This is a genomic window from Rickettsia japonica YH (assembly GCF_000283595.1).
Classification (GTDB): domain Bacteria; phylum Pseudomonadota; class Alphaproteobacteria; order Rickettsiales; family Rickettsiaceae; genus Rickettsia; species Rickettsia rickettsii.
Map to the genome: position 1 here is coordinate 811,422 of NC_016050.1, position 20,635 is coordinate 832,056.

Here is a 20,635-nt window from a genome sequence, read left to right on the forward strand (position 1 = left end):
GTTTTTTATTATATAGTTTTGTACTGCGTCATACCGTGACTTGATCGGCAATTAGGTTGTCATCCCACGACTTGATCGCAGGATCTATATAAACAACATTTTGTGTGGTCATTTTTACTGGACCCCGTGGTCAAACCACGGGGTAACAATAGAAAAATCGCAACCACCCAACAACCATATCAACCGTATACAAAATATAAATTAATTTTCTATTTTGTACAGTTTTAAAAAATGAATATTGATTCTACAATAACTCACAACAACTAGGATTAGGTCTTTTATCATTATCGCTAAGCTCTAATTCTTCTTGTGCCTCGGAACTTGTGGATATAAATAGTTGTTTTGATATAATATTATTTATTGTTGTCGTAGGATAAAAAGACTTAAGCCGTAGGATAGGTATACTAAGTTTATCTGTTATATTTTTATTTTTTGACATATAAAAACCTCCTTTTTAGCTTATAAATGCGTCATTGCCAGAAAATTTAGGCTTTTTGTTGCACAGATCGTTTTATGTCATGCCCGTATATGCGGGGATGACATCAAGTAGGTTTTACCGATCTACGCAACAATGCCTGCTCGCAATGACAAAATCTATAATTATTAGGTAATATTTTAACTTTCTTCCTCACTTTGTTCTATCGGTTCTAAACCATATAAAGATATCATACGTTCAAATACTCTACCGGCAGTAGGGGCAGCTGTCCAACTTGCAGTTGCAAAGCCAAAGCTTTCTTTAGTCGGTTTCGGCTCATCAAATCTAATAAAAATAATATATTGCGGGTTAGATGCAGGCAGCATACCTAAAAACGATGACGCTCTACTATTTTTTAGATATTTCTTTTTTCCCCCTGCCCCTTGTGAAAGTTTTTCTGCCGTACCGGTCTTACCGCCGATAAGATAGCCTTTGACCTCTGCTCTTTTACCGTTACCTTCTTTGACTACCGCTCTAAATAATTTCTTCATTTGGGTGGAGGTATTTTCACTAAAAACTTTTGTACCTATTACTTTTTCATCCTTTCTTTTTAATAAAGTAAGATCATATAAAGTACCGCCGTTAACAACCGGTAACATTGCTCTAACAAAATGCAAAGGGCTAATCGAAATGCCGTAGCCATACGACATAGTAACACTCGTTAACTCATTCCATCTTTTCTCGGAAGGAAATAACGGAGTACCTCGTTCAGGTAATTCTATTTGTAACTGATCTAATAGACCTAATTTCTTTAAGTATTTTTTAAAATTGCTTTTACCGATTTCAAGCATAATTTGACTTGTGCCAATATTTGAAGAATATAGAAAAATCTCAGGTACACTATGCCATCCTTGCCTTGGCGTATAATCCTTAAGCTGGAATCCTCCTACTTTCATATAACTTATATCATAAGCATCATTCATATTTATTGCACCGGTATCAAAGCCGACTGCCATAGTTAATGCCTTAAACACCGAACCCATTTCGTAAATGCCGAGACTTGCTATATTAAACAGCTCTTCCGGTTTGGCTAAACTCGGATAATGCGGATCGAAATCAGGCTTATTTACTAATGCTAAAATCTCGCCATTATTTGGATCAGCAATAATGCCTACTGCTCCTATGGCCTTAAATTGCTTTAAAGTTTTATCAATCTCCTCACTTAAAATACTTTGTAATCTGATATCAATAGATAATTGAAGCGGTTCTTTCCGATTCTTTGGTTCGTTTAATTCATAATCAGAATTAGTTAAATACTTATCATAAGCGAGCTCTAAGCCACTAAGCCCTACCAAGTCTCTACCTACATAACCGACAACATGCGACAATAAATTAGAAAAGGTATAAATTCGTTTCTGCTCTTCTTCAAATTCAAAACCAAGTAACCCAAGGCTAGTGATCTTTTCTTGCTGACTAGGTAGTAAATCCCTTTTTACCCATATAAAGCTTTTATTTGACTTAAGTTCTGCAAGTAATTTAGCTTTATTAATATCAGGTAAAATTTCTGCTAGCTTTTTTACGGAAGTTTCAGGATCAAGTACTATTTGTGGATTAGCAAATAATGAGGCAGAAGGTAGGTTCACTGCTAATAAATTACCGTTTCGATCAACTATTTCTTTTCTAAATTGATGATTTTTTTTAAAGGAATTAATATTTTTATCGTAAACATTCGTAGCAACGATTATCAATCTGTAAGATAAAGTGCAAAAAAGAAAAGAAAAGACACAAATAACCATTAATAATCGGATTTTTGTATTTTTACTACAAACATTCCAAATTGTTAGACTTTTAATTGTAGGTTTCCATTTTTCCAAAATTTGTTTCATATGTTATTTATGGTGTTTCAAACACTAATATTTCTGCAATCCTTATGTCATTTCCACGAAAGCGGGAATCCAGTACTTTAAAACCTTTTCAAAACTTGATTCGAAAAGTAAAAAATCTTTGAAATCAAGATTTTTTGAAAAGCTCGATTTATCTCGCTTTACCCTAGATTCCCGCTTTCGCGGGAATGACATCGAACGCTTTTTCCAAGCCATGCAACAATCCTACCAAGATACGAAGATCAACTGCAAAAAGAGCAAGGAATCCACAAGACAAGAAATGGAGCGTATACTGAATACGTGAGTACCGCAGTACTTAGTAGGATGACGTAGCCAATTTTTGAAGTTCATCGAGTATCCTTCACTCTACTCGAAACAGTCTGTATATACTTATTATTTGTAATTCTTTTGTAACGCCATTTACTACTCTTGGAAATACTAATATTATGATTAAATTTAATATTTTGATCGATATTTGGCCCTAACGGATCTTTGATCATTTGATAAGATTTAACTGTTTCTAATTTTAAATAAGCCGCCGCAAGTTTTTCCAATCTAGCCGGCAAAAGTAGATAAGCTTGCTCTGCTTTTAAAATATGAATATTATTATTCTCACTATTTATCTGTTTTACAACGCTACTTAATTGATAATCAAGAGTTGAGACTCGCTCCTTTATGCTAAACAAACTACATATTGCTATAATTGTTATCAATAATGTTAAATAGTGAAGCTTGCTTATACTCATAATTCATTACTCATATATCGCTTTTGCTGCTCGAAGTTTTGCCGATCTCGCTCTAATATTTAGCCCTACTTCTTTATCTGACGGTGCTAGAGCTTTGTTAGTAATAATCTTAAGCCATTTATTTGGATCAATCGTCATGTCGTCTTTAGCATATTTTGATCTTACTACCGGCTTTTCCGAATTTTCTTTAAAGAAATTCTTAACTATCCTATCTTCTAAAGAGTGAAAAGACACCACAACTAAACGTCCGTCTTTCTTTAATATATTTTTTACATTCACTAAAAACTGCTCTAACTCCCCAAGCTCATCGTTTACATAAATCCTAATGGCTTGAAAGGTTTTAGTTGCAGGATCAATTTTGCCTTTTCTAAATCCTATACTACTTCTAACAATCTCGGCTAACTTGCCTGTACTATCAATGCTCGCCGTTTTTCTATATTCTACAATTCTCTTAGCAATTCTTCGTGAAAAGCGCTCATCTCCGTATTTGTAAATTACGTCAGCTAGCTCTTTTTCCTCTGCCGTATTTACAAACTCCTCGGCACTAAGCCCTTGCCCGCTCATACGCATATCGAGTGGTCCGTCATGCAAAAACGAAAATCCTCTATCTGCTATATCTAACTGCATTGATGAAACACCTAAATCCAGCACTATCCCATCAAATTTTTTTTCCTTAAGCTTTGCAAAACTATCCGCAAAATTTGTTTCTACAAAATCAAATCTCTCACCGTAATTTTGCTGAATTTCTTCGGCTCTTTTAATCACGTTTGGATCACGATCCAAGGCTGTGACATAACAGTTACAGCTTTCTAATATTGCTTTGCTATATCCTCCTGCTCCAAATGTACAATCTAAATAAGACTCACCATCTTTTGGGCTTAAGGCCTCTAACATTTCATTTAGCATTACAGGCACGTGATATTGTATCATTAATGAGCATTCCTTAGAGTTAACCGCTTTTCATGAGCAATTTTTTGAGCGGCATTTAAATATTTCTCAAAATTCTGCGGCTGCCAAATCTCAAAAATCACCCCTTTACCTACAAAACATGCTTGCTCTTCGATTCCTGCATGCTTCATTAAAGATTGCGGCAATGTAACTCTTCCCTCCCCATCAAAGGAAAGTTGTACAGCTTCCCCGAATATCATAGTCTCAAACGCATCACGCTCCTCGGAATAAGGATCAAGCGTCTCTATCATCTGCCTTAATTTCTCGATATGCGAAATACCACACACCTCTATACAATTATTCCTAATCGACGGATAAGCAATTACACCGTTAAATAATTCTTTCCCTAGTACCGCACGGTAATTCGCCGGCACCGACACCCTACTCTTTTTATCAACACCATTTACATACTTAGATAAAAATACATTCATTGGGTTAATTTGGGATTTAATGGGAAATTATAGGATATTATAGGAATATCAAGGAGTCAAGGGTTTTTAACAAGGATGAGTTAAATTATTAAGATGTCATACCATGGCTTGACCACGGTATCCAAAAAAATAATTTAAAATACTAATATTAGTATTTTAGAATGGATTCCGCGATCAAGTCGCGGGATGAAAGAGGGGGAATTGATCCACATAACAACGCCATACAGGAATAACATCGAACCACACAACAAAGCTTAATCCAATGATTTTATGGATTTTTTTTTAAGTGATTTTCACCTTGAACATTCATATTATTTAATATATTAATTTAAGGTAAATGATTATAGTAATTTGATGGCTAAAGTTAGAGAAATAGAAACGAACATGGCTACTCTAATAACAGAACAAACATCTTCTTATGATACAGGTATGGTGTCTGGATATTACCTTACTAGAGCAAGACGACATCCTAACTCCTATTGCTTCTTACAATTTTATCCCTAGCATTAGTTTATCGGCCATTCAAGAAGTACCACTGATATCCTCATCTTCTGCACAAGACTCCGGCTACAACATTACACTAGATAAACTATTCGAACAATTTCATATCACTTACGGAGCATATTCTTTTTACCAATCCAAGTTTTTTCAAACCGCTCAACTAAAACATCTTATAAAAAAGGTTTTAGATCATCAAGGTGATGATATCAATATTCAAGATTCGTTTAATAATACAGTTCTACATAAGGCTATTTACCGCAAACTTTATGATATAGCTGAATTTGTACTAGAAAAAGGAGCTTCAACAGAGTTAAAAGATTTAGATGTCATATATTCAACTCTTCAATTAGTTATTCATGAAGGCTACACAGAAATGGTTAAATTTAATAATATGGAGCAGATCATCGAGATAAAAAACTAATAGAATTAGTACCCGATGATAAACCTGAATTAAAAGCTTTTTTAAGCCTTGCAATAGCGTCTCAAAATAATAATTCTAGCACAATAGATAATTCTCTTGTTACCACTAAAGATATAGAACAATTAAATGATACTACAAATTTCTATACCGGTTCAAAAATATCTAAAATTGTTGTGGTTGCTGATGAAAATCCTGAAGAGTTGGGACTTGAATTAGCTGGTGAAGTACATGAATAGGTTTCTTAAACATACTCAATAATGACATATAGAACTATTTTAATATAGGTTAATTTAAAAAATATTGACTTATTAATTTTTATTATGTTTTATTTGAAATAATTATTGATTAATGTTAATAATGATTTTATTTTTTACATAAATAAAGGTTAATTATGCCGCAACTTAAAATAGGTATTTTTAAAATACATAAATATTGTAAAAATATAAAAACTACAACTCAATCAAACGCTAACTATCCCCTAAAGAAAAAAACTACTGAAAAAAAATTAAACCCCACGGTAAAATATATAAATATGATCCCAACCAAGATATTTGGACACCGGATACTGAACTTCTTGGAACAGATTATGACACATAATTATAAATCTAGCATTCTTGACTACATATATATTGTGAACAAATGCTAAGTTTGAGCTTTAAAATCTAATTTATGTTTAATTTACCTATTGATAATATTATCGTATTCATATACCTAATATCTATTCTACTTATTGGTATATATTACCGAGCTAAACATAGTAGTTTTAAGAACTATGCAAATGTTGAAAGTAAAGCGCAAAATAGTAAGCTGTTATTAATAGCTACGATATTTGTAAGTTCTGTCGGAGGAGCCACCACTTTCGGCATTATGGAAAAGGCTTTTTTGGGGCACGAATATTATGCTTACGCTCTTATACTTACAATACCTATAGATATATTAATTGCAATCTATATAGTGCCTTTAATTGCCAAACATTACGGAGCTGAAAGCATCGGCGATATCCTGAGTACATATTACGGTAATATAGGTCGTTTTATCGGAGGGGTTAGTTCGGTTATCGTTTCAGTGGGGTTTTTGGCTGCTCAAATAAGCGTAAGCGGCTATATTTTTCAATATATCTTAGAAATAAATGATGTAAATGGGGTAATTTTAAGTTATAGTATAGTACTTATATATACTACAATAGGTGGTTTACAATCTATTGTTTTTACTAATTTACTACAATTTTTGGCGATGATAATCGCTATACCAACCATAACTTTTATCAGTTTAAATAAAATCGGTTTTGTAGATTTTATTAATAACCTACCTACGGAAAATGCAAATTTTGATCAGAGCAACCTACTTTCTTATACAATTGCAGCAGCTTTAAGTTTTAGCGTCATGAATCTATATCCTACATTTATTCAAAGAGCTTTAATTAATAAAAATCCTACGCAAACAACTAAAGCAATATATGCAAAATCCGCTATATATTTTTTCTTCTTGATTTGCATTACTTTAAATGGTTTAATTGCTTATAAGCTTTATCCAAACCAACCGTCAAATTTAGTATTACCTTATTTAATCAACCAAATCATCCCGACTTTAATTCAAGGGATAGTAATGAGCGGACTCTTAGCTGCCGTTATGTCTACTGCTGATTCTGATTTAAACGTTACTTCTATAGCTATTGTTAAAGATATAATCAATCCTATTTTTAAGGTTAAAAATCAGCAAAAATTATTATTAATTGCTCAAATTATTAACGTTATAATAGGAAGTTTTGCAATAATTGTAGCTTTAAAATTTAGTAATGTAATTGACTTAGTAGTATTCTTCACTGGTTTCTGGGGACCGGTAATATTAGTACCGTTAATAACAACGCTTTTTGGTATCAGAACATCTAAAACTATAATGGTCTTATCATCACTTGGCGGAACAGCTATCTTCTTAATATGGGAATATTATTCTTTATCGTTGCAATATTTCAACCTTAGAGGAGTGTTTATAGGGACGATGGTGAGTCTTGTGATATTTATTCTAGGATGGTGGTATTCTAATGTCATTACGAGGAAAGTCATATAAAGTATATTACTTAAAGTTTTAAATAATTTAATATATTAACTCAGGTTAATAATTGAATTATGAGGATTTTATGTCTAAGCAAAATAGTATTGAAGGAAAATATAGCATAATAATTCCTATTGAAGACGAGAATGGGAGAATAAAATTTAAGCTTAATTCACGTGATGACGTTAATGGCAGCACTTTAGCTGATATAGCTACGTATTCAGAAAATATGCGTAATATGTATTACTCTACTAAGCAAAAAAATGATGCTGTTAACTCTTTAATGACAGGAACTTTAAATTATTCTATTCATGGTACAATGACTCCATATTATCCTGACTTAACTAAATTTAATATTAATGATTTATCTCAGAATGATGAACCTAAATTAATAGGCGAAGCATGCCAAGAACTTAAAGATCCTATTGAGGATATAAAAAGCTGGCCTTATTGCATGCATCCAGAAACCTGCGCGATATCATTCCTGCGGAAGCAGGAATTCAGTGACAAGTAGAAAATCGAGCTTCTAATTTTTAAAATTTAGTATGTCTAGACTTTTTAGTGACTGGATTCCCGCCTACGCGGGAATGACATAGCGACTCATACAACTAGGTTTTTCATGAGTTATAATATTAGTTTTTTCTGTGCAAAGCATTAAAAATTATCTCAGCAAGTAACTTGTTAATGCCATTTACTTTAGCAAGCTCATCTATGGTTGCGTCGCATACTGCTTTATACGAACCGAAATAATGCAGTAATGCTTTTTTTCGAGTTTCACCTATGCCCTCTATATCGTCAAGGCTTGATATTTTTATAGCACGTGATCTACCTAGTCTATGATTCTTTATGGCAAAATTATGTGCCTCATCTCGCAAGATTTGTAAATATTTCATAACCGGCAAATTCTTATCTAGAGTAAATACTTCCTTACCTATCACATGGAACTGTTCAAAACCGGCATTTCTATCTACTCCTTTTGACATACAAACAAAAGGAATATTCATTTCAAATTTATCCATCACCTCTTTAACGACGCCTAAATGCCCTTTGCCGCCGTCTATAATCATTAAGCTTGGCAATTTATGCGGCTCTTGCCTTAACCTTGTAAACCGCCTTGTTAGGACTTGCCGGAACATCTCATAATCGTCACCTTTTATGTCACCCCTGCAGTTCTTTATGCCATTCCCGCGAAAGCAGGAATCCATTAACCTTTTTGGATCCCCGCTTTCACGGGAATGACATACGAGAGAGGGAGCATGGACATTAAAAACCCGATATTCTTTTTTATCAAAACCGACTTTACTAGCAACTACCATCACTCCAACCGCAAACTTACCTTGAATATGGCTATTATCATAAATCTCAATTCTTTCAGGAATTTCAGAAAGACCAAATAGCTCTTTAATTTCAAACATAATCTCTTGATTTTTTGCAAATTTCTTCAAATACTGCTCTAGAGAAAATAAAGCATTTGTCTCGGCATTTTGAACTAATTTAGCCTTACCGCCTTTATTAGGTACTGTAATATTAAGCTGAAGTATATTGTTGATTTTCTTAATCGCCTCTATCACATTCTCTTTATCATTAATTTCATGATTAATTATAATTGCCGCAGGCACGTGTTGTTTTTGGTAAAATTGTAATAAAAAATATTCTAATACTTCTTCTTTGGTACTATTTTCGGTAGAAGTAAGAAAATAAGGAATATTACCGCATGCTTGCCCTTCCCTATATAAAAACACTTCCACGCAATAATGCCCGTTCTTGTCCACAATAGCGATTATATCTGCGTCTTTAACGACATCTGAAACCCCTGCCTTAAGCTGCACATAACTAAGTGCTTTAATGCGATCTCTAATTTCTGCCGCTTCTTCAAAACGCATCTGACTACTTAGCTCTGCCATCTTTCTAGATAGGTTCTCTTGGAGTTCTTTAGTGCGACCTTGTAAGAAATCTTTAACCTGAGTTACTAAGTCTCTATAGTCTTCCTTGTTTATTTTACCGACGCAAGGAGCATAACAACGTTTTATTTCATATTGTAAGCAAGGGCGAGTACGTGAATTAAAGTAATTATCCGTGCAGGAACGTAATTTAAAAATTTTTTGTAGTTCGGTCAAAGTAGTATTAACTTCCGCACTCGAGGCAAAAGGACCAAAAAACTTCCCGTCACTTAGAATTTTACCTCGATATTTTAGTAATTGTGGGAAATTATGATCTAAACGTAACTTAATGAAAGGAAAAGACTTGTAGTCCTTAAGAAGAATATTAAATTTCGGCTGAAATTTCTTGATTAGCTGTGCTTCTAAAAGTAGTGCTTCAACTTCGGAATTAGTGATGCTATACTCTAAAAAACAAGTATTTGCAATCATCCGAAGCGTCTTATTATCTAAATTGCTTTTAATGTAATTAGTAAGGCGTTTCTTTAAATTTTTAGCTTTACCAACATAGATAACTTGCTTGTTAACATCAAACATTCGATAAACCCCTGAACGTTCAGGAGCATCTATAAGTTTAGATTTAATTAACTCAGTTCCGGTAATTTCTAGGGTCATGTGTATAGTGTCCTATGTCATTCTTAGCTAAAAGCCGAAATCCAGAAAAAATAACCTTAATATTGATATAAAAATTACACATTAAACCTAAAAAAACAAGTTTTTTATAGGTTTTACTGGATTCCCGCCTTTGTGGGCATGACATAGAAGAGTGCACCATGCAACAATAATCTTCAATTCCCCGTTTTATTATACGGATTGTCATTTGCGACTTTAACATTCACTATTTTTCGTGTATTGTCATCAAAGAAAAAGGTTATTTTAAACTCATCTCCTACATTTAAATCTACTTTTGGGTCATAAAGCATAATATGCATGTCACCGGGCTTAAAATCAACATTAATATTACCGGCAATTAAAAATGGATAATCCACTTTTACCATTTTACTAACCCCTTGATCATTAATTGTTTGATGAATTTCTATTCCACTTATCTTATCTGAAGATATATTCACTAAATTATAACTCTTACTTCTACTATTTATTAATGTAAAATACATAGCAGAATTGCTAACTTTACCTTGCACATTTGTTGTAGGTCTTGCCCAAGGCTGTGCAAAGTGAACGGCTGCCTCTGCAGGTAAATCATCGGGCTGATCAGAAGAAGAATTTGTAGCATTAGGATTTTGAGCTGTTTGGTTATCAGCATAGCTTACTGCACAAATTAAAGTTATAAAACTAATTAGTAATGTTTTTAGCATAATAATACCCTTAATAAATTAAAATGAAATATTAGCATAGATTAAATATAAATCTAGTTTTTTAAAAGATATTTTTTGTACACTTCTTGTGGTAATCTCTCTATAGCATAACGAACTGCGGTTCTTGACACTTGTAAAGTATAACAATCCAAAAACTCTATTAATTGTTTTTCATCTTTTTTTCCTGCTTCACGTAGCATCCAACCTACTGCTTTATGCATTAAATCATGTTTATCGTTTAAGAGTAATTTTGCTATTTCAAAAGTCGTATCTAATGTATTATTTTTGATAAAATACCAAGTAGCAACTATAGCTATTCGTCTTTCCCATAGAATTTCCGATTTTGTTAATGTAAAGAGATAATCCTTTTCTTTATCCCATAAATAAGCTCCGATTATATGATGAGCTGATGCATCCACTAAATTCCAATTATTTACGTGTTTTATATTGTTTAAATAAAAATTATACAAAAACTCTTTATCTTGTGCTGTCTGATATTGCATAATCAAAATAGCTAATGCTAAAAATCTCTCTTCATTAAATTCTGAAGTAATAAGTTGGCTTAAATCCTCCATATCCAAATTATAATAACTTTTAGCTATTGTACGTAAAGTCGGCACGGTAACACCAATAAATCAGTCATGCTCTCCATACTCTCCTTCTCTAGTATTCAAGAATAGCGCTCTACATTCTAAAGGAATAGTAACATTCTCAAGTAAAATATTTCTAATTTGTTGTAAATTTTCTCTCATGTTCAATAAGCCATTTTTTACGATGTAATCCCCTGCTATAGCCTCCAAGTTTGCCATTGCTATTAATAATACGATGACAAGGAACAATGATTGCTAACTGATTCATACCATTAGCATTTGCAACAGCTCTATAAGAATTAGGTTTGCCCAAAGCTTTAGCCTGATTTAAATAGCTTCGTGTTTCACCGTAAGGTATATTAATTAATTCTTGCCAACCATTTTTTGAAATGGGCTTCCTAAAAACCATATAGGCGTATTAAATTTTTGTAAAGTACCGTTAAAGTACAATTGAAGATCCTCTTCAATCATTAAAATCGGTTCAGTGCTTCCAGGAATAATAGCAGATTCTGTCTTAATCCTTAGCCTCTCAATTTCACGCTCCAAACCTCTTCTATCAACAAACTCTAGCAAATAAAGCAATTTTTCATCACTAATTGCCAGCATAGAACCAAGAGGCGTATCTAGCCAAGCCGCTTTTAAACTCATTATTTTACCCTAAATATGATTTCTTAATATTATAATATTGATTTTTTATTTAACAATTTTATATTTTTAAAACTAACAATTTATAGGTAATCACTATGATAAAAGCTCATGTTTTTAAATATTCTCAGGTAATTTTAACCAAGAGGGAACTCGCTATAATAAAATTTAGCGAATACAGCGGACTAAGTATACCGGATATTGCTACTATGGCAAAAGAAGAAGAAAAACTAACGGAATAATAGATCAGTATAAAACCGGTAAAATAACTACCGCAAAATTTCGTAAGAAAATGAATGAGCTTATACAAGAAAAAAACGTTAATCCTATATGAGATAATGAGGTATTTGATAAAGGCTGGAATGCTATGTGCAAAATAGCACCTGAAAAGCTAACAGAGCTATATAACTTACAACAGACGCATAAATTGCATATCCACATTATAGGCAATACAAACGAATTACAGTATAATTATATTCAATAAAAAATAGAAAAAGCCCCAAATCAACCCACCATTTCTTATACACTTTCATACAAACTTGGTAACTCAGGTGAGAGAGAATTAAAACATTATACAAAACATTTTTTAGCAGCTCGCGATTATGAACCGGTATGGCATATGGAAGCTCAAAATGACTATGACCAAAACGCTTTAGACATATTAGGAAAATATTACGATAATACGACTACAGATATTATATAAATATTGATAGCTTAAAAATTCTACAATAGCGCATTATGCAATAATTCGCTATTTGCGTTATTTAAGCCAAATCATTTAGCTTCATGATCTTTAGCAAAATCAATTAGGCTTTCCACAACATCACTTAAATTTTCATTATTAAAGTCAATCCTCATTTCTTTTTTAACAACATCAACAAAATAATCATCAATTGAATTTTTCATTTAAAATGGAAGTATTTTTTGTCCAATGAACAATTATTTTCTGCTTAATGATGTCATAGGTATCAAGAGCAATTTGAATAGCATTTTCACGCTGATTTTGATCTTTTCGATTCTGTAAGAAGCTAAGTGCTTTTCTATAAAAAGCTATTGTTAGTGCTGAGTTCACTTGGCACATCATTTTTAAATTCAGCTCTTATTTTTTTAACTCTATTTAAAAGATCACTATCCGATAAACGTTTATTATGATGCTGTATTATTGTGTTATCTATAATGGTAGAAAATTTTTGATAAAAGGCAGGATCGATATCGATATAATCCTTAATAGTATCTTGTATTTGATTAGCCATATCCATGACCGTGATATCTGTCCTTTTGATAAATTGTTCAAATATTTCATCGTCCAAAATGTTAACCGCTTCAGTTTTAGTAATATGACCAGCAATAACATACTCATCAAGCAACTTCATGATTTGAGCGGTATATATTTTTTTATCCGGTTTTTCTTTATAACGCTTTTCCACTATCTCTTTGAGCTTATTAAATTTTATTCATATTGTAAATAAACTCGTTCTTTTTCTTCATAAAATTCATAAGAATTAGAAGCTATAGAAATCAGATTTTTAAATTTATTCAACAAGAAATAAAACTTATTACGTATAGCTTCATCGGCTAAATGCTGTTCGGGCTGTTCAAAATCCAAATCGTTAGGCACATTTATAAAAATATTTTTAATTTCTTGTAGTAACGGAAAAAATGCTTTCAATTTATCATCTACAAAAAATATAGCATCTTCTAAATCTTCTCTATCAAAATTGTTTAAACCATAATTTTCATAAAATTGATGTGCTTGTTTTAATTGATTCGATAACCCTACATAGTCAATTATGTAACCGTATTCTTTAGTTTTCCCTTTTTCTTCAAATAGACGATTCGCACGAGCAATTGTTTGTAAAAGATTATGCTCTTTTAATTCTTTGCATATGTAAATAACGACATTACGCGGTGCATCAAAACCGGTTAGTAATTTTTAATAATTCTATTATTGAATTTTGCTCCATATTGTTCCCTCATGTTTTTTATAAATTTATCTATTTCATTTTCGCTTTCAATATCTTTATAACCGTCCCGGTCATCAGTAGAATATATAACAACTTCAGAACTTACTTTTTATAGTATATTTATGAATTAGCCCACCAAACTTTCTCATAGTGTTTTTTTGCTCTTTTAAAAGCGGTGTACCGGCATATAACAAGCGTTAGGCAAAATAGTTCTCATGTTATCTGCTAAATCACCGTATTGAGTACGATGACCTGCGTCAATAAGAGCCAAGATCTTATCATTAGAATCTTTATAATAATCTTCAAGAACTGAAATGTATTAATTACCGTAGTTATAATAGATACATCGCTTCTGATTAATTTAATTAGCTCTGCCGATATAGTGGCAAGTTTAGGTTCAAGTCCACAAGCTTTAAAAGTACTTTCGATTTGTCCGTCAAGTTCAATTCTATCGGTTATAATTATGATACGTGGACTCACAAGATTAGCGGATTTTAGTAGACATTTGGCAATCATTACCATTGTTAAAGATTTGCCCGTACCTTGCGTGTGCCATATTACCCTACCTTTTCTAATGTTATGCTTTTCACGTTCTCCTATCCTTTTTATAGTTGCATGCGTGCCGAAAAATTGATGATGACGAGCTATTTTTCTTACATCATTATCAAAACCACAAAAATTTTTAACTAAATCAAGTCATCTTTCAGGACGACATAGAGCATAAAGTACTTTATCTTGCTCGGTAGGTGCTACGTTACCTGCTAATTGTTGTTTATCAAAATAATTTCTACAAATAGCAAAATCACCGGCCTAAAGAAGATTTTTGACCTCTTCAGTTAACGGCTAATTAAATTACGTATAATATTGATATTTTGTTTTTTTCTCCCTCTTCTCGCCCAATACTCCAATATTTGTCCGAGCTGCCTACAGTAGCATATTTCGCTTCATTTTTATTTATAGCAATTAATAATTGAGCATAATGAAAAAGATGCGGTATTTCAGCTGATTTTTGATTACATATATGCTGAGATATAGCTTGATCTAATGGCTCGATAGGCGATTTACATTCAATTACTACAAAAGGTATGCCATTAACGAATAATACAATATCACATATACGTATACTACCTTTACGTATGACTCTACCGGCATTTCAAAAACAGCATAATAAACATTATTTTTAGGCGTTATACCTACAATACTATCGGGAAAGGCTGAATCAAAATCAAGTATTACAGTAATTCCTATGTTAGCTGCAATTGCTAATACAATAGTTCCTTTAGGAAATAATCTACTTACTTTTAAGCCTTTTTCGTTTAAAGTCTGTTTATAATATCTAACGTCACTACTTGACTGAGGTATATCACCAGTTTGGATAAAAGGAATTTCACCACCGTAATATCTAGGGTCATTTCTTGGACGAATAGAAAACTTACCACGTTGAATATAAGCTATCTCTCTAAGGGTACTCTTGAATCATCCTTTAACAACCCCAAGCTCTTTTAGATGAATATCCAACTGTGAACGTATATTTACTAAATCTTTTTCGAATTATTGGATTTCTTATTGTTGCAGTTCTGCTATGTTAACTTCTTCCTCATTCTCATATGTATCAATATAACGGGGAATATTTAAATTATATTTATTTTCACGAATTTCTTCGATATTTGCTCGATGAGAATATTTTTCAATGATTTTTCTATTTTTATAAGTATCAACAATTTTATTAATATGCTCGTCTTCTAAAAAATTCTGCCCTTTACCTGCGTTAAAAAATCCACTAGCATCGATAAATAATATATCTTTTCGTTGTTCGTTTTCTCCTTTCTCGTCTCTTGAGCGATCAAATACTAAAATAGCAACAGGAATACTAGTTGAAGTAAAAAGATTAGCAGGCAGACCAATTACTGCATATAATAGATTATCTTCGATTAAACTCTGACGAATTAAAACTTCGCTTCCCCCACGCAATAATACGCCGTGCGGTACTACTATAGCAGCACGTCCACTCTGCGGCTTAGTGGTTTTAATAATATGCAAAATAAAGGCATAATCTCCCTTACTTTTAGGAGGGATACCACGCTCAAAACGATTATACTCATCATTAACTGCGTTTTTATGCCCCCATTTTTCTAAACTAAAAGGCGGGTTGGCAACAACTATATCAAACTCCATAATCTTATCGTTTTCAAGTAACGCCGGATGATTTAGTGTATCACCCCAATAAATATGTGCTCCACCTTCCGCGTGCAAAAACATATTAATCTGTGCTAATGCCCATGTTGTATTAGTCATTTCTTGACCGTAAAGTGGATAATTATCATCCTCTACTTCTTTAGCCGCTCTAATTAATAGTGAACCCGGAGCCACAAGCCGGATAACAAATTGTATTGCCGGACTCCGGAGCAGCAAGCTTGGCAAGTATAAGTTGATACGGCAGCAGGAGTATAAAATTCTCCGGCTTTTGTGCCTGCATCTGAAACAAAGCGTTATATTAGATAAATATAACATTCGCCTATAATATCTGCACTAACTCTATCGGGATTTAAATCTAATTCCGGTTTGTTAAAATCTTCTAACAGCATTTTTAAACGACGATTTCGTTCTTTGATCTTACATAAATTATATTCTGAGTTAAAATCGACACGCAATACTTCACCTAATTTAGCAGAGTTGTCCGAAAACATCATAAAAATTTGCACCTTGTGGTATTACAAATTGTTCTCGTTTTAATTGTTGTTCGGCTCTTAAAGGTTCGTCTTTATATTTTTCTTCATATTTTTTTGCATGCACTTTCCAAACATCTGAAATATATTTAAAGAATAACATTACTAATATGTAATCTTTATAATTTGCTGCATCCATCACACCGTGAAAAGTATCACAAGCAGCCCAAGCAGCACTATTTATTTGATTTTGTTTTACTTGATCAAGCATATCTTTATTTTATCTAGTGATAGATTATATAGGTTAAAAATTGCAAAACAACTAATCTAGTTTTCATAAAAATAGATGGTAACAATTATTTTTCAACTATATGTTTGTTTATAGCTCAAAATTAATAATAAAATATTTAGTTATAAATAAAAACTTACTTAATTTGAACAATTAGTTTATTTGCAGCATATAGAATTTTTAGAAAATTTAGAAAGGTTGGAAAGCCTGAAGATATTTGGTGGAGACAAAGGGGTTCAAGCCTACGACCTGCTGTATGACAGGCAGAGGGTCTATTTTTATATAATTCGAGAACTATCATAATTTCTTCTTATTTCCCCTCTGAAATCCTAATAGTTATAACGTTTTAATCCATTTTATTCAAATAGTCCTTGAATACTATTTTAGATTGCCTTATCTAGCAATTATTATTAAATTCCAAGTCAAATTTTAATTAAATGGAACATATTGGAAACATTATAATTTCGTCAATTGCTATGAATTTTTTTGCAATGATGTTAATTTATTAACTAATCTGTTTTTAGTTAGCAATGCCATAATATTTTTTAAAATTAGGACTTGCATATCCTTTTTAATCGAGTTATATCCGCCGTCAACTTATAGTTAAATATAAAATTTAAATTAAAAAATAATTATGACTAAGGACTCATTTCATTTTACACATAGCGAGCTTATTAAAATTACAATGCCCAGAGAAGGTCAAGTAAAATATAAAGATGATAAATTAGAAGGCTTAGTATTAATAGCATCTTATGGCGGTAGTAAAACTTTTTATTATGGTAAAAAAATAAATGCTAGGTACAAATTAAAGTAATGACTTAACTAAGGCTAAAAAACTTAGAACTGCAAACGTAGCAGTGGAAAGGTTTAAAAGAATATTTAATAAACTTATTACATAGGGTTTTCTTGGAAAGAACCCTATATATGATGATAATATACTTAATGATGAAGAAGAACGAGTTAGATACTTATTAGAAAAAGAAATACAAGCTTTTTTTTAAGCATTTAAAAATGCTACACCGTTAATGAGAGATTATGTTTGTATTTCTCTTTATACTGCTGCTAGGAAAGGAAATGTATTGGCAATGGCGTGGAAAGATATTAATTGGGAAAAAAGACTTGGGAAATTCCAAATACTAAAAATGGGAAACCGCATGTAATACCACTATTGCCACCAGCTATAGAGATATTAGAAAGAAGAAAAAAAGAAACCGACACAAAAGAAATAATTAGCGAGTAAAGCAAAAATAGAAAACTTGAGAATACACGATCTTCGTAGAACCTTAGCCAGCTGGATGGCAAGTAAAAATATTGATACAAATATAATAGGTAAAACTCTTGGTCATAAAAGTATTAAGTCTATTCTAATTTATGCAAGGCTTAATGTTAAGTCAGTAAGAACCCACATGGAACAAGCACTAGAGGGAAAAATACCGATTATTCAATAATGAATATTGTGGCATTTATAACGATTTTTAATAACTTTGAGTTTATTTATATTCATTATCTCTATTTTGTTCGATAGACCAAATATATTTAATTAAATTTCAATTTAAAGCAAAAATAATACTAGATTTATTAAATAATCCGAGCTAAATATAGATCCGGTGATATTGCATAAGGTAATATAAAACGTAGAAATTAGCTAAAGTCGACAAACTAATCTAATTCATACGCACCATTTGAACAATCAAAACAGTGAAGACACATTATGACAAAAATAATACCCCACAATCAAAACACAAAAAAGCTAATCTTAATAATTCAAGCAATACTTCTAAAGTGACCCAAAAATCACATAATAGCTGGGAACACCAAACAAAGCTTTTACCGGTAGTTGCTAGCTTAAAATCCTTAATGGAAGGTGGTAGCGGCAGAAACCATATACAAGAAGACAATTCAGAAAGTGATTGTGATATTCATAAATGTATGATTTTACAAAATGAACTACGAACCACACAACATGAATTTACTTCACGTTACATAGGGGAACTGCTTTGTTTTTATGAAATGCTACACAATGATATTATTGAATTCTTAAAATTAGAACGTGTCAAAAAAAAGCCTTAATTTAACAAACATTAAAAATACTATAGAAGCACTAATAAAACATAGTAATAAATTAATTACTTTCACTAATACTTTGTCACATACTAATCCTTTATTACACAAAAAGATTACTTCTAAAGAACTATGCTATAATAGATTTAATGAAACAGGAAGCAAAGAAAAAGCATTTAAGACTCAGCTATATACCTAAGGAGATGCCTTATACTATAGTTGGGAATTATTATAAGATTAGCAATATATTAAAATATTTAATCACTAATGCAATCGAATATAATGCTAAGGGTGCTATTACAGTAACTGTTAATTCATTTGATAAAGCTCACCAAGCAGTAAAATACGATAAGCCTAAAGAAGTTGTTTTAGCATTCATAATAAAGTCGAGCACACCGATTCTATCTAAAGAGGAAGAGCAACTTATATATTGCTATAACAAAAATTCCGTTTCAATTTAAACATAGCTATAGTAAAACAGTTAATAAACGAAATGGACGGTGAGCTTGATGTTATAAGTACCGAAAAAGAAAGCACCGTTTTTGTTTGTTTTTTACCTATAACTTTACCATGTATTGATAATATAATTAACGAAATAGAATAAATTAAAATTCTTAGCAGAGGATAGAAACTGATTATTTGGTTTCTAATCCTCTGTTTATGTGAAATTTGTCTGAAGAATTAATATAAGCTAATAATTTTTATATTTTTCTTTAACCAATAGCAAAGTAAAAGTACTATTTAGATTACCCTTAATTTAGGCTGTATTTAAGCTTCTTTATCCAAATAAATCCTTTGAATAATCAATTTTTTCATCACTTAATATAAAGCTTTCTTCTGTTATAGACTTTGAAGGAGCAGGATATTCTTGATAACTAACTTCTTTATTCTCTAATTTTTGTAATCTAGTAGTAATTAATGCATTTATTTTATTATTCACTGGTAAAGATAAATTCCTAGTTATTGAGGTGATGTCTTTAAAATTCATTTTTTCAAGAAGTAATGCTGTTATGTCAGTATCACCATTGCTAACAGCCCAATGTAATACAGTTTGACAATGCTTATCAACTGCATTGAAAAGTTGTGATCATTTATTTAAATCAGTGCTAAGAACGCTTAATAGTTTTGTAACTATATTTTTATTACCACTATACACTTCTAAATGTAAAATAATGTAACTGTTGCTATCTTCAGTTGATTTGATAATATTTTCAAAATCCATTGCTTCAAGAAGTAATTTTGTTATATTTGTATTACCTTTGCTAATCGCTAAATGTAATTGCAGTTTGACCACTTTCATCAACAGAGTTTACAAGTCGCAACAATTTTTCTGTGTCACTTAAAAAGCTAAACAATTTTTGAACTATTATTAAATTACTATTTTGTACTGCCAAATGCAAGACAGTATATTTATTACTATCTTTAGTTGGTTTAATAATAGCGTCATTATTCATATTCTCAAGAAGTAACCCAACTATTTCAATGTTTCCTATATCAATAGCCATATGTAAAGGAGTCTGCCCATCTTCATCACATATATTGGTAAATTCTGAAGCAGTCCTCAGCACTGGCTTAACTTTTTCTATACTATTATCTTGTACGGCTAGGTGTAATAGATTTTTCTTAATTTCTCTTTTTAAAATATACTACCTTATTTATCTTTTTGTTACAACTACTTGAAGTTTATTTAGATCTTGTAACAGTGGTTGCATTGCCGGTTGATTACAAAATGTTTCTACTTCAGTTAGCAATCTATCAAACTTCTGTAAT

28 protein-coding genes and 7 pseudogenes are annotated in these 20,635 nt (G+C 31.7%); 11 read left to right on the plus strand and 24 right to left on the minus strand.

Translation table 11 applies throughout. The features are described 5' to 3' along the window. Positions 1 to 244: 244 nt before the first annotated feature. From RJP_RS04395 to mraZ, 5 genes are all read right to left on the minus strand, one after another. Entirely contained in the window at positions 245 to 439 is a 195-nt protein-coding gene (locus RJP_RS04395) for a hypothetical protein (protein ID WP_014120902.1), read from the minus strand. 176 nt (positions 440 to 615) lie between these two features. Then, positions 616 to 2,301, minus strand: a complete 1,686-nt coding sequence (locus RJP_RS04400; protein WP_014120903.1) for a peptidoglycan D,D-transpeptidase FtsI family protein — start codon at positions 2,299 to 2,301, stop codon at positions 616 to 618. Between the two features lie 344 nt (positions 2,302 to 2,645). Beyond that, positions 2,646 to 3,044: a cell division protein FtsL gene (gene ftsL / locus RJP_RS04405; protein WP_014014497.1), complete on the minus strand. Its 399-nt coding sequence runs from the start codon at positions 3,042 to 3,044 to the stop codon at positions 2,646 to 2,648. Positions 3,045 to 3,050: 6 nt separating this feature from the next. After that, positions 3,051 to 3,974 (minus strand): 16S rRNA (cytosine(1402)-N(4))-methyltransferase RsmH, encoded by a 924-nt coding sequence (gene rsmH / locus RJP_RS04410; protein WP_014120904.1) that lies wholly within the window; start codon positions 3,972 to 3,974, stop codon positions 3,051 to 3,053. Next, positions 3,974 to 4,423 carry a division/cell wall cluster transcriptional repressor MraZ gene (gene mraZ, locus RJP_RS04415; RefSeq protein WP_014120905.1) on the minus strand — a complete coding sequence of 150 codons (450 nt, stop codon included), beginning with the start codon at positions 4,421 to 4,423 and terminating at the stop codon, positions 3,974 to 3,976. The genes rsmH and mraZ overlap by 1 nt, the downstream gene beginning before the upstream one ends. A gap of 418 nt (positions 4,424 to 4,841) precedes the next feature. Here mraZ and RJP_RS04420 point away from each other — a divergent pair, with 418 nt between their 5' ends. From RJP_RS04420 to RJP_RS04435, 3 genes and pseudogenes are all read left to right on the plus strand, one after another. Then, positions 4,842 to 5,345, plus strand: a complete 504-nt coding sequence (locus RJP_RS04420) for an ankyrin repeat domain-containing protein (RefSeq protein WP_225981227.1) — start codon at positions 4,842 to 4,844, stop codon at positions 5,343 to 5,345. Positions 5,346 to 6,014: 669 nt separating this feature from the next. Further along, complete coding sequence (locus RJP_RS04425; RefSeq protein ID WP_014120906.1) at positions 6,015 to 7,412, plus strand: sodium:solute symporter family protein; 1,398 nt, start codon at positions 6,015 to 6,017, stop codon at positions 7,410 to 7,412. Positions 7,413 to 7,626: 214 nt separating this feature from the next. Next, a pseudogene (locus tag RJP_RS04435) lies at positions 7,627 to 7,839 on the plus strand (hypothetical protein); the annotation flags it as partial. A 190-nt stretch (positions 7,840 to 8,029) separates the two neighbouring features. On the opposite strand, the gene uvrC reads toward RJP_RS04435, so the two are convergent. From uvrC to RJP_RS04460, 4 genes and pseudogenes are all read right to left on the minus strand, one after another. Further along, entirely contained in the window at positions 8,030 to 9,949 is a 1,920-nt protein-coding gene (gene uvrC, locus RJP_RS04440) for an excinuclease ABC subunit UvrC (RefSeq protein WP_014120908.1), read from the minus strand. 173 nt (positions 9,950 to 10,122) lie between these two features. Continuing rightward, entirely contained in the window at positions 10,123 to 10,650 is a 528-nt protein-coding gene (locus tag RJP_RS04445; RefSeq protein ID WP_014014504.1) for a copper chaperone PCu(A)C, read from the minus strand. A 53-nt stretch (positions 10,651 to 10,703) separates the two neighbouring features. Further along, positions 10,704 to 11,282 carry a DNA alkylation repair protein gene (locus RJP_RS04450; protein ID WP_332844265.1) on the minus strand — a complete coding sequence of 193 codons (579 nt, stop codon included), beginning with the start codon at positions 11,280 to 11,282 and terminating at the stop codon, positions 10,704 to 10,706. A gap of 94 nt (positions 11,283 to 11,376) precedes the next feature. After that, positions 11,377 to 11,888 (minus strand): annotated as a pseudogene (locus tag RJP_RS04460) (methylated-DNA--[protein]-cysteine S-methyltransferase). Positions 11,889 to 11,983: 95 nt separating this feature from the next. Here RJP_RS04460 and RJP_RS09615 point away from each other — a divergent pair. Then, positions 11,984 to 12,127 carry a hypothetical protein gene (locus tag RJP_RS09615; RefSeq protein ID WP_014014506.1) on the plus strand — a complete coding sequence of 48 codons (144 nt, stop codon included), beginning with the start codon at positions 11,984 to 11,986 and terminating at the stop codon, positions 12,125 to 12,127. 50 nt (positions 12,128 to 12,177) lie between these two features. Then, positions 12,178 to 12,369, plus strand: a pseudogene (locus RJP_RS11410) (hypothetical protein). Between the two features lie 290 nt (positions 12,370 to 12,659). Here the strand turns inward: RJP_RS11410 and RJP_RS11065 are convergent. From RJP_RS11065 to RJP_RS10605, 12 genes and pseudogenes are all read right to left on the minus strand, one after another. After that, positions 12,660 to 12,791: a hypothetical protein gene (locus RJP_RS11065; RefSeq protein ID WP_014014507.1), complete on the minus strand. Its 132-nt coding sequence runs from the start codon at positions 12,789 to 12,791 to the stop codon at positions 12,660 to 12,662. A 134-nt stretch (positions 12,792 to 12,925) separates the two neighbouring features. Continuing rightward, positions 12,926 to 13,312 (minus strand): hypothetical protein, encoded by a 387-nt coding sequence (locus RJP_RS04470; protein ID WP_225981228.1) that lies wholly within the window; start codon positions 13,310 to 13,312, stop codon positions 12,926 to 12,928. Positions 13,313 to 13,335: 23 nt separating this feature from the next. Then, positions 13,336 to 13,554: a hypothetical protein gene (locus RJP_RS04475; RefSeq protein ID WP_037215356.1), complete on the minus strand. Its 219-nt coding sequence runs from the start codon at positions 13,552 to 13,554 to the stop codon at positions 13,336 to 13,338. Between the two features lie 171 nt (positions 13,555 to 13,725). After that, positions 13,726 to 13,779: pseudogene (locus tag RJP_RS11580) on the minus strand (hypothetical protein); the annotation flags it as partial. Continuing rightward, positions 13,762 to 13,958: pseudogene (locus RJP_RS11415) on the minus strand (type I restriction endonuclease subunit R); the annotation flags it as partial. The pseudogenes RJP_RS11580 and RJP_RS11415, both read right to left, overlap by 18 nt. After that, positions 13,945 to 14,120, minus strand: a pseudogene (locus tag RJP_RS11585) (hypothetical protein). The pseudogenes RJP_RS11585 and RJP_RS11415, both read right to left, overlap by 14 nt. Continuing rightward, on the minus strand, positions 14,075 to 14,497 hold the full coding sequence (locus RJP_RS08030; RefSeq protein WP_081497922.1) for a DEAD/DEAH box helicase family protein: 423 nt from the start codon (positions 14,495 to 14,497) through the stop codon (positions 14,075 to 14,077). The pseudogene RJP_RS11585 and the gene RJP_RS08030 overlap by 46 nt, the downstream one beginning before the upstream one ends. Before the next feature lie 199 nt (positions 14,498 to 14,696). Then, complete coding sequence (locus RJP_RS11590; RefSeq protein ID WP_081497975.1) at positions 14,697 to 14,987, minus strand: type I restriction endonuclease; 291 nt, start codon at positions 14,985 to 14,987, stop codon at positions 14,697 to 14,699. Continuing rightward, positions 14,924 to 15,307: pseudogene (locus tag RJP_RS11595) on the minus strand (restriction endonuclease subunit S); the annotation flags it as partial. The gene RJP_RS11590 and the pseudogene RJP_RS11595, both read right to left, overlap by 64 nt. A 105-nt stretch (positions 15,308 to 15,412) precedes the next feature. Then, positions 15,413 to 16,219: an N-6 DNA methylase gene (locus tag RJP_RS10595; RefSeq protein WP_225981229.1), complete on the minus strand. Its 807-nt coding sequence runs from the start codon at positions 16,217 to 16,219 to the stop codon at positions 15,413 to 15,415. Positions 16,220 to 16,338: 119 nt separating this feature from the next. Further along, positions 16,339 to 16,539 carry a hypothetical protein gene (locus tag RJP_RS10600; RefSeq protein ID WP_225981230.1) on the minus strand — a complete coding sequence of 67 codons (201 nt, stop codon included), beginning with the start codon at positions 16,537 to 16,539 and terminating at the stop codon, positions 16,339 to 16,341. Continuing rightward, a complete protein-coding gene (locus tag RJP_RS10605; protein ID WP_225981231.1) occupies positions 16,514 to 16,786 on the minus strand; it encodes a type I restriction-modification system subunit M N-terminal domain-containing protein in 273 nt (90 codons plus the stop codon). Before RJP_RS10605 ends, RJP_RS10600 begins: the two co-directional genes overlap by 26 nt. Before the next feature lie 652 nt (positions 16,787 to 17,438). On the opposite strand from RJP_RS10605, the gene RJP_RS04490 reads away from it, so the two are divergent. The 6 genes from RJP_RS04490 to RJP_RS04505 all read left to right on the plus strand — a co-directional run bounded on the left by RJP_RS04490 (position 17,439) and on the right by RJP_RS04505 (position 19,326). Further along, positions 17,439 to 17,618, plus strand: coding sequence for a hypothetical protein (locus tag RJP_RS04490; RefSeq protein WP_014120910.1), 180 nt, complete (start codon positions 17,439 to 17,441; stop codon positions 17,616 to 17,618). 291 nt (positions 17,619 to 17,909) lie between these two features. Next, positions 17,910 to 18,044: a site-specific integrase gene (locus tag RJP_RS11070; RefSeq protein WP_014120911.1), complete on the plus strand. Its 135-nt coding sequence runs from the start codon at positions 17,910 to 17,912 to the stop codon at positions 18,042 to 18,044. A gap of 16 nt (positions 18,045 to 18,060) precedes the next feature. Then, positions 18,061 to 18,252: a tyrosine-type recombinase/integrase gene (locus tag RJP_RS04495; protein WP_014120912.1), complete on the plus strand. Its 192-nt coding sequence runs from the start codon at positions 18,061 to 18,063 to the stop codon at positions 18,250 to 18,252. Between the two features lie 250 nt (positions 18,253 to 18,502). Then, positions 18,503 to 18,874: a hypothetical protein gene (locus tag RJP_RS04500; RefSeq protein WP_014120913.1), complete on the plus strand. Its 372-nt coding sequence runs from the start codon at positions 18,503 to 18,505 to the stop codon at positions 18,872 to 18,874. After that, on the plus strand, positions 18,855 to 19,064 hold the full coding sequence (locus RJP_RS08045) for a hypothetical protein (RefSeq protein ID WP_014120914.1): 210 nt from the start codon (positions 18,855 to 18,857) through the stop codon (positions 19,062 to 19,064). The genes RJP_RS04500 and RJP_RS08045 overlap by 20 nt, the downstream gene beginning before the upstream one ends. Positions 19,065 to 19,068: 4 nt before the next feature. Further along, complete coding sequence (locus RJP_RS04505) at positions 19,069 to 19,326, plus strand: hypothetical protein (protein ID WP_014120915.1); 258 nt, start codon at positions 19,069 to 19,071, stop codon at positions 19,324 to 19,326. Between the two features lie 317 nt (positions 19,327 to 19,643). On the opposite strand, the gene RJP_RS04510 is transcribed toward RJP_RS04505, so the two are convergent. The 3 genes from RJP_RS04510 to RJP_RS04520 all read right to left on the minus strand — a co-directional run bounded on the left by RJP_RS04510 (position 19,644) and on the right by RJP_RS04520 (position 20,508). Continuing rightward, on the minus strand, positions 19,644 to 19,853 hold the full coding sequence (locus tag RJP_RS04510) for a hypothetical protein (RefSeq protein ID WP_014014516.1): 210 nt from the start codon (positions 19,851 to 19,853) through the stop codon (positions 19,644 to 19,646). A 99-nt stretch (positions 19,854 to 19,952) separates the two neighbouring features. After that, entirely contained in the window at positions 19,953 to 20,165 is a 213-nt protein-coding gene (locus tag RJP_RS04515; protein WP_014014517.1) for an ankyrin repeat domain-containing protein, read from the minus strand. Further along, positions 20,128 to 20,508 carry an ankyrin repeat domain-containing protein gene (locus tag RJP_RS04520; RefSeq protein ID WP_332844266.1) on the minus strand — a complete coding sequence of 127 codons (381 nt, stop codon included), beginning with the start codon at positions 20,506 to 20,508 and terminating at the stop codon, positions 20,128 to 20,130. Before RJP_RS04520 ends, RJP_RS04515 begins: the two co-directional genes overlap by 38 nt. Positions 20,509 to 20,635 lie beyond the last annotated feature (127 nt).

Coding starts and splice junctions, on each gene's coding strand:
- RJP_RS10605 (WP_225981231.1), bottom strand. CDS start 16,786: ATGCTTGATCAAGTAAAACAAAATCAAATAAATAGTGCTGCTTGGGCT.
- rsmH (WP_014120904.1), bottom strand. CDS start 3,974: ATGATACAATATCACGTGCCTGTAATGCTAAATGAAATGTTAGAGGCC.
- ftsL (WP_014014497.1), bottom strand. CDS start 3,044: ATGAGTATAAGCAAGCTTCACTATTTAACATTATTGATAACAATTATA.
- RJP_RS04425 (WP_014120906.1), top strand. CDS start 6,015: ATGTTTAATTTACCTATTGATAATATTATCGTATTCATATACCTAATA.
- RJP_RS04420 (WP_225981227.1), top strand. CDS start 4,842: ATGATACAGGTATGGTGTCTGGATATTACCTTACTAGAGCAAGACGAC.
- RJP_RS04510 (WP_014014516.1), bottom strand. CDS start 19,853: ATGAATTTTAAAGACATCACCTCAATAACTAGGAATTTATCTTTACCA.
- RJP_RS09615 (WP_014014506.1), top strand. CDS start 11,984: ATGATAAAAGCTCATGTTTTTAAATATTCTCAGGTAATTTTAACCAAG.
- RJP_RS04400 (WP_014120903.1), bottom strand. CDS start 2,301: ATGAAACAAATTTTGGAAAAATGGAAACCTACAATTAAAAGTCTAACA.
- RJP_RS04395 (WP_014120902.1), bottom strand. CDS start 439: ATGTCAAAAAATAAAAATATAACAGATAAACTTAGTATACCTATCCTA.
- uvrC (WP_014120908.1), bottom strand. CDS start 9,949: ATGACCCTAGAAATTACCGGAACTGAGTTAATTAAATCTAAACTTATA.
- RJP_RS04445 (WP_014014504.1), bottom strand. CDS start 10,650: ATGCTAAAAACATTACTAATTAGTTTTATAACTTTAATTTGTGCAGTA.
- RJP_RS04505 (WP_014120915.1), top strand. CDS start 19,069: ATGCCTTATACTATAGTTGGGAATTATTATAAGATTAGCAATATATTA.
- RJP_RS04515 (WP_014014517.1), bottom strand. CDS start 20,165: ATGAAAGTGGTCAAACTGCAATTACATTTAGCGATTAGCAAAGGTAAT.
- RJP_RS04490 (WP_014120910.1), top strand. CDS start 17,439: ATGACTAAGGACTCATTTCATTTTACACATAGCGAGCTTATTAAAATT.
- RJP_RS11065 (WP_014014507.1), bottom strand. CDS start 12,791: ATGAAAAATTCAATTGATGATTATTTTGTTGATGTTGTTAAAAAAGAA.
- mraZ (WP_014120905.1), bottom strand. CDS start 4,423: ATGAATGTATTTTTATCTAAGTATGTAAATGGTGTTGATAAAAAGAGT.
- RJP_RS10600 (WP_225981230.1), bottom strand. CDS start 16,539: ATGATGTTTTCGGACAACTCTGCTAAATTAGGTGAAGTATTGCGTGTC.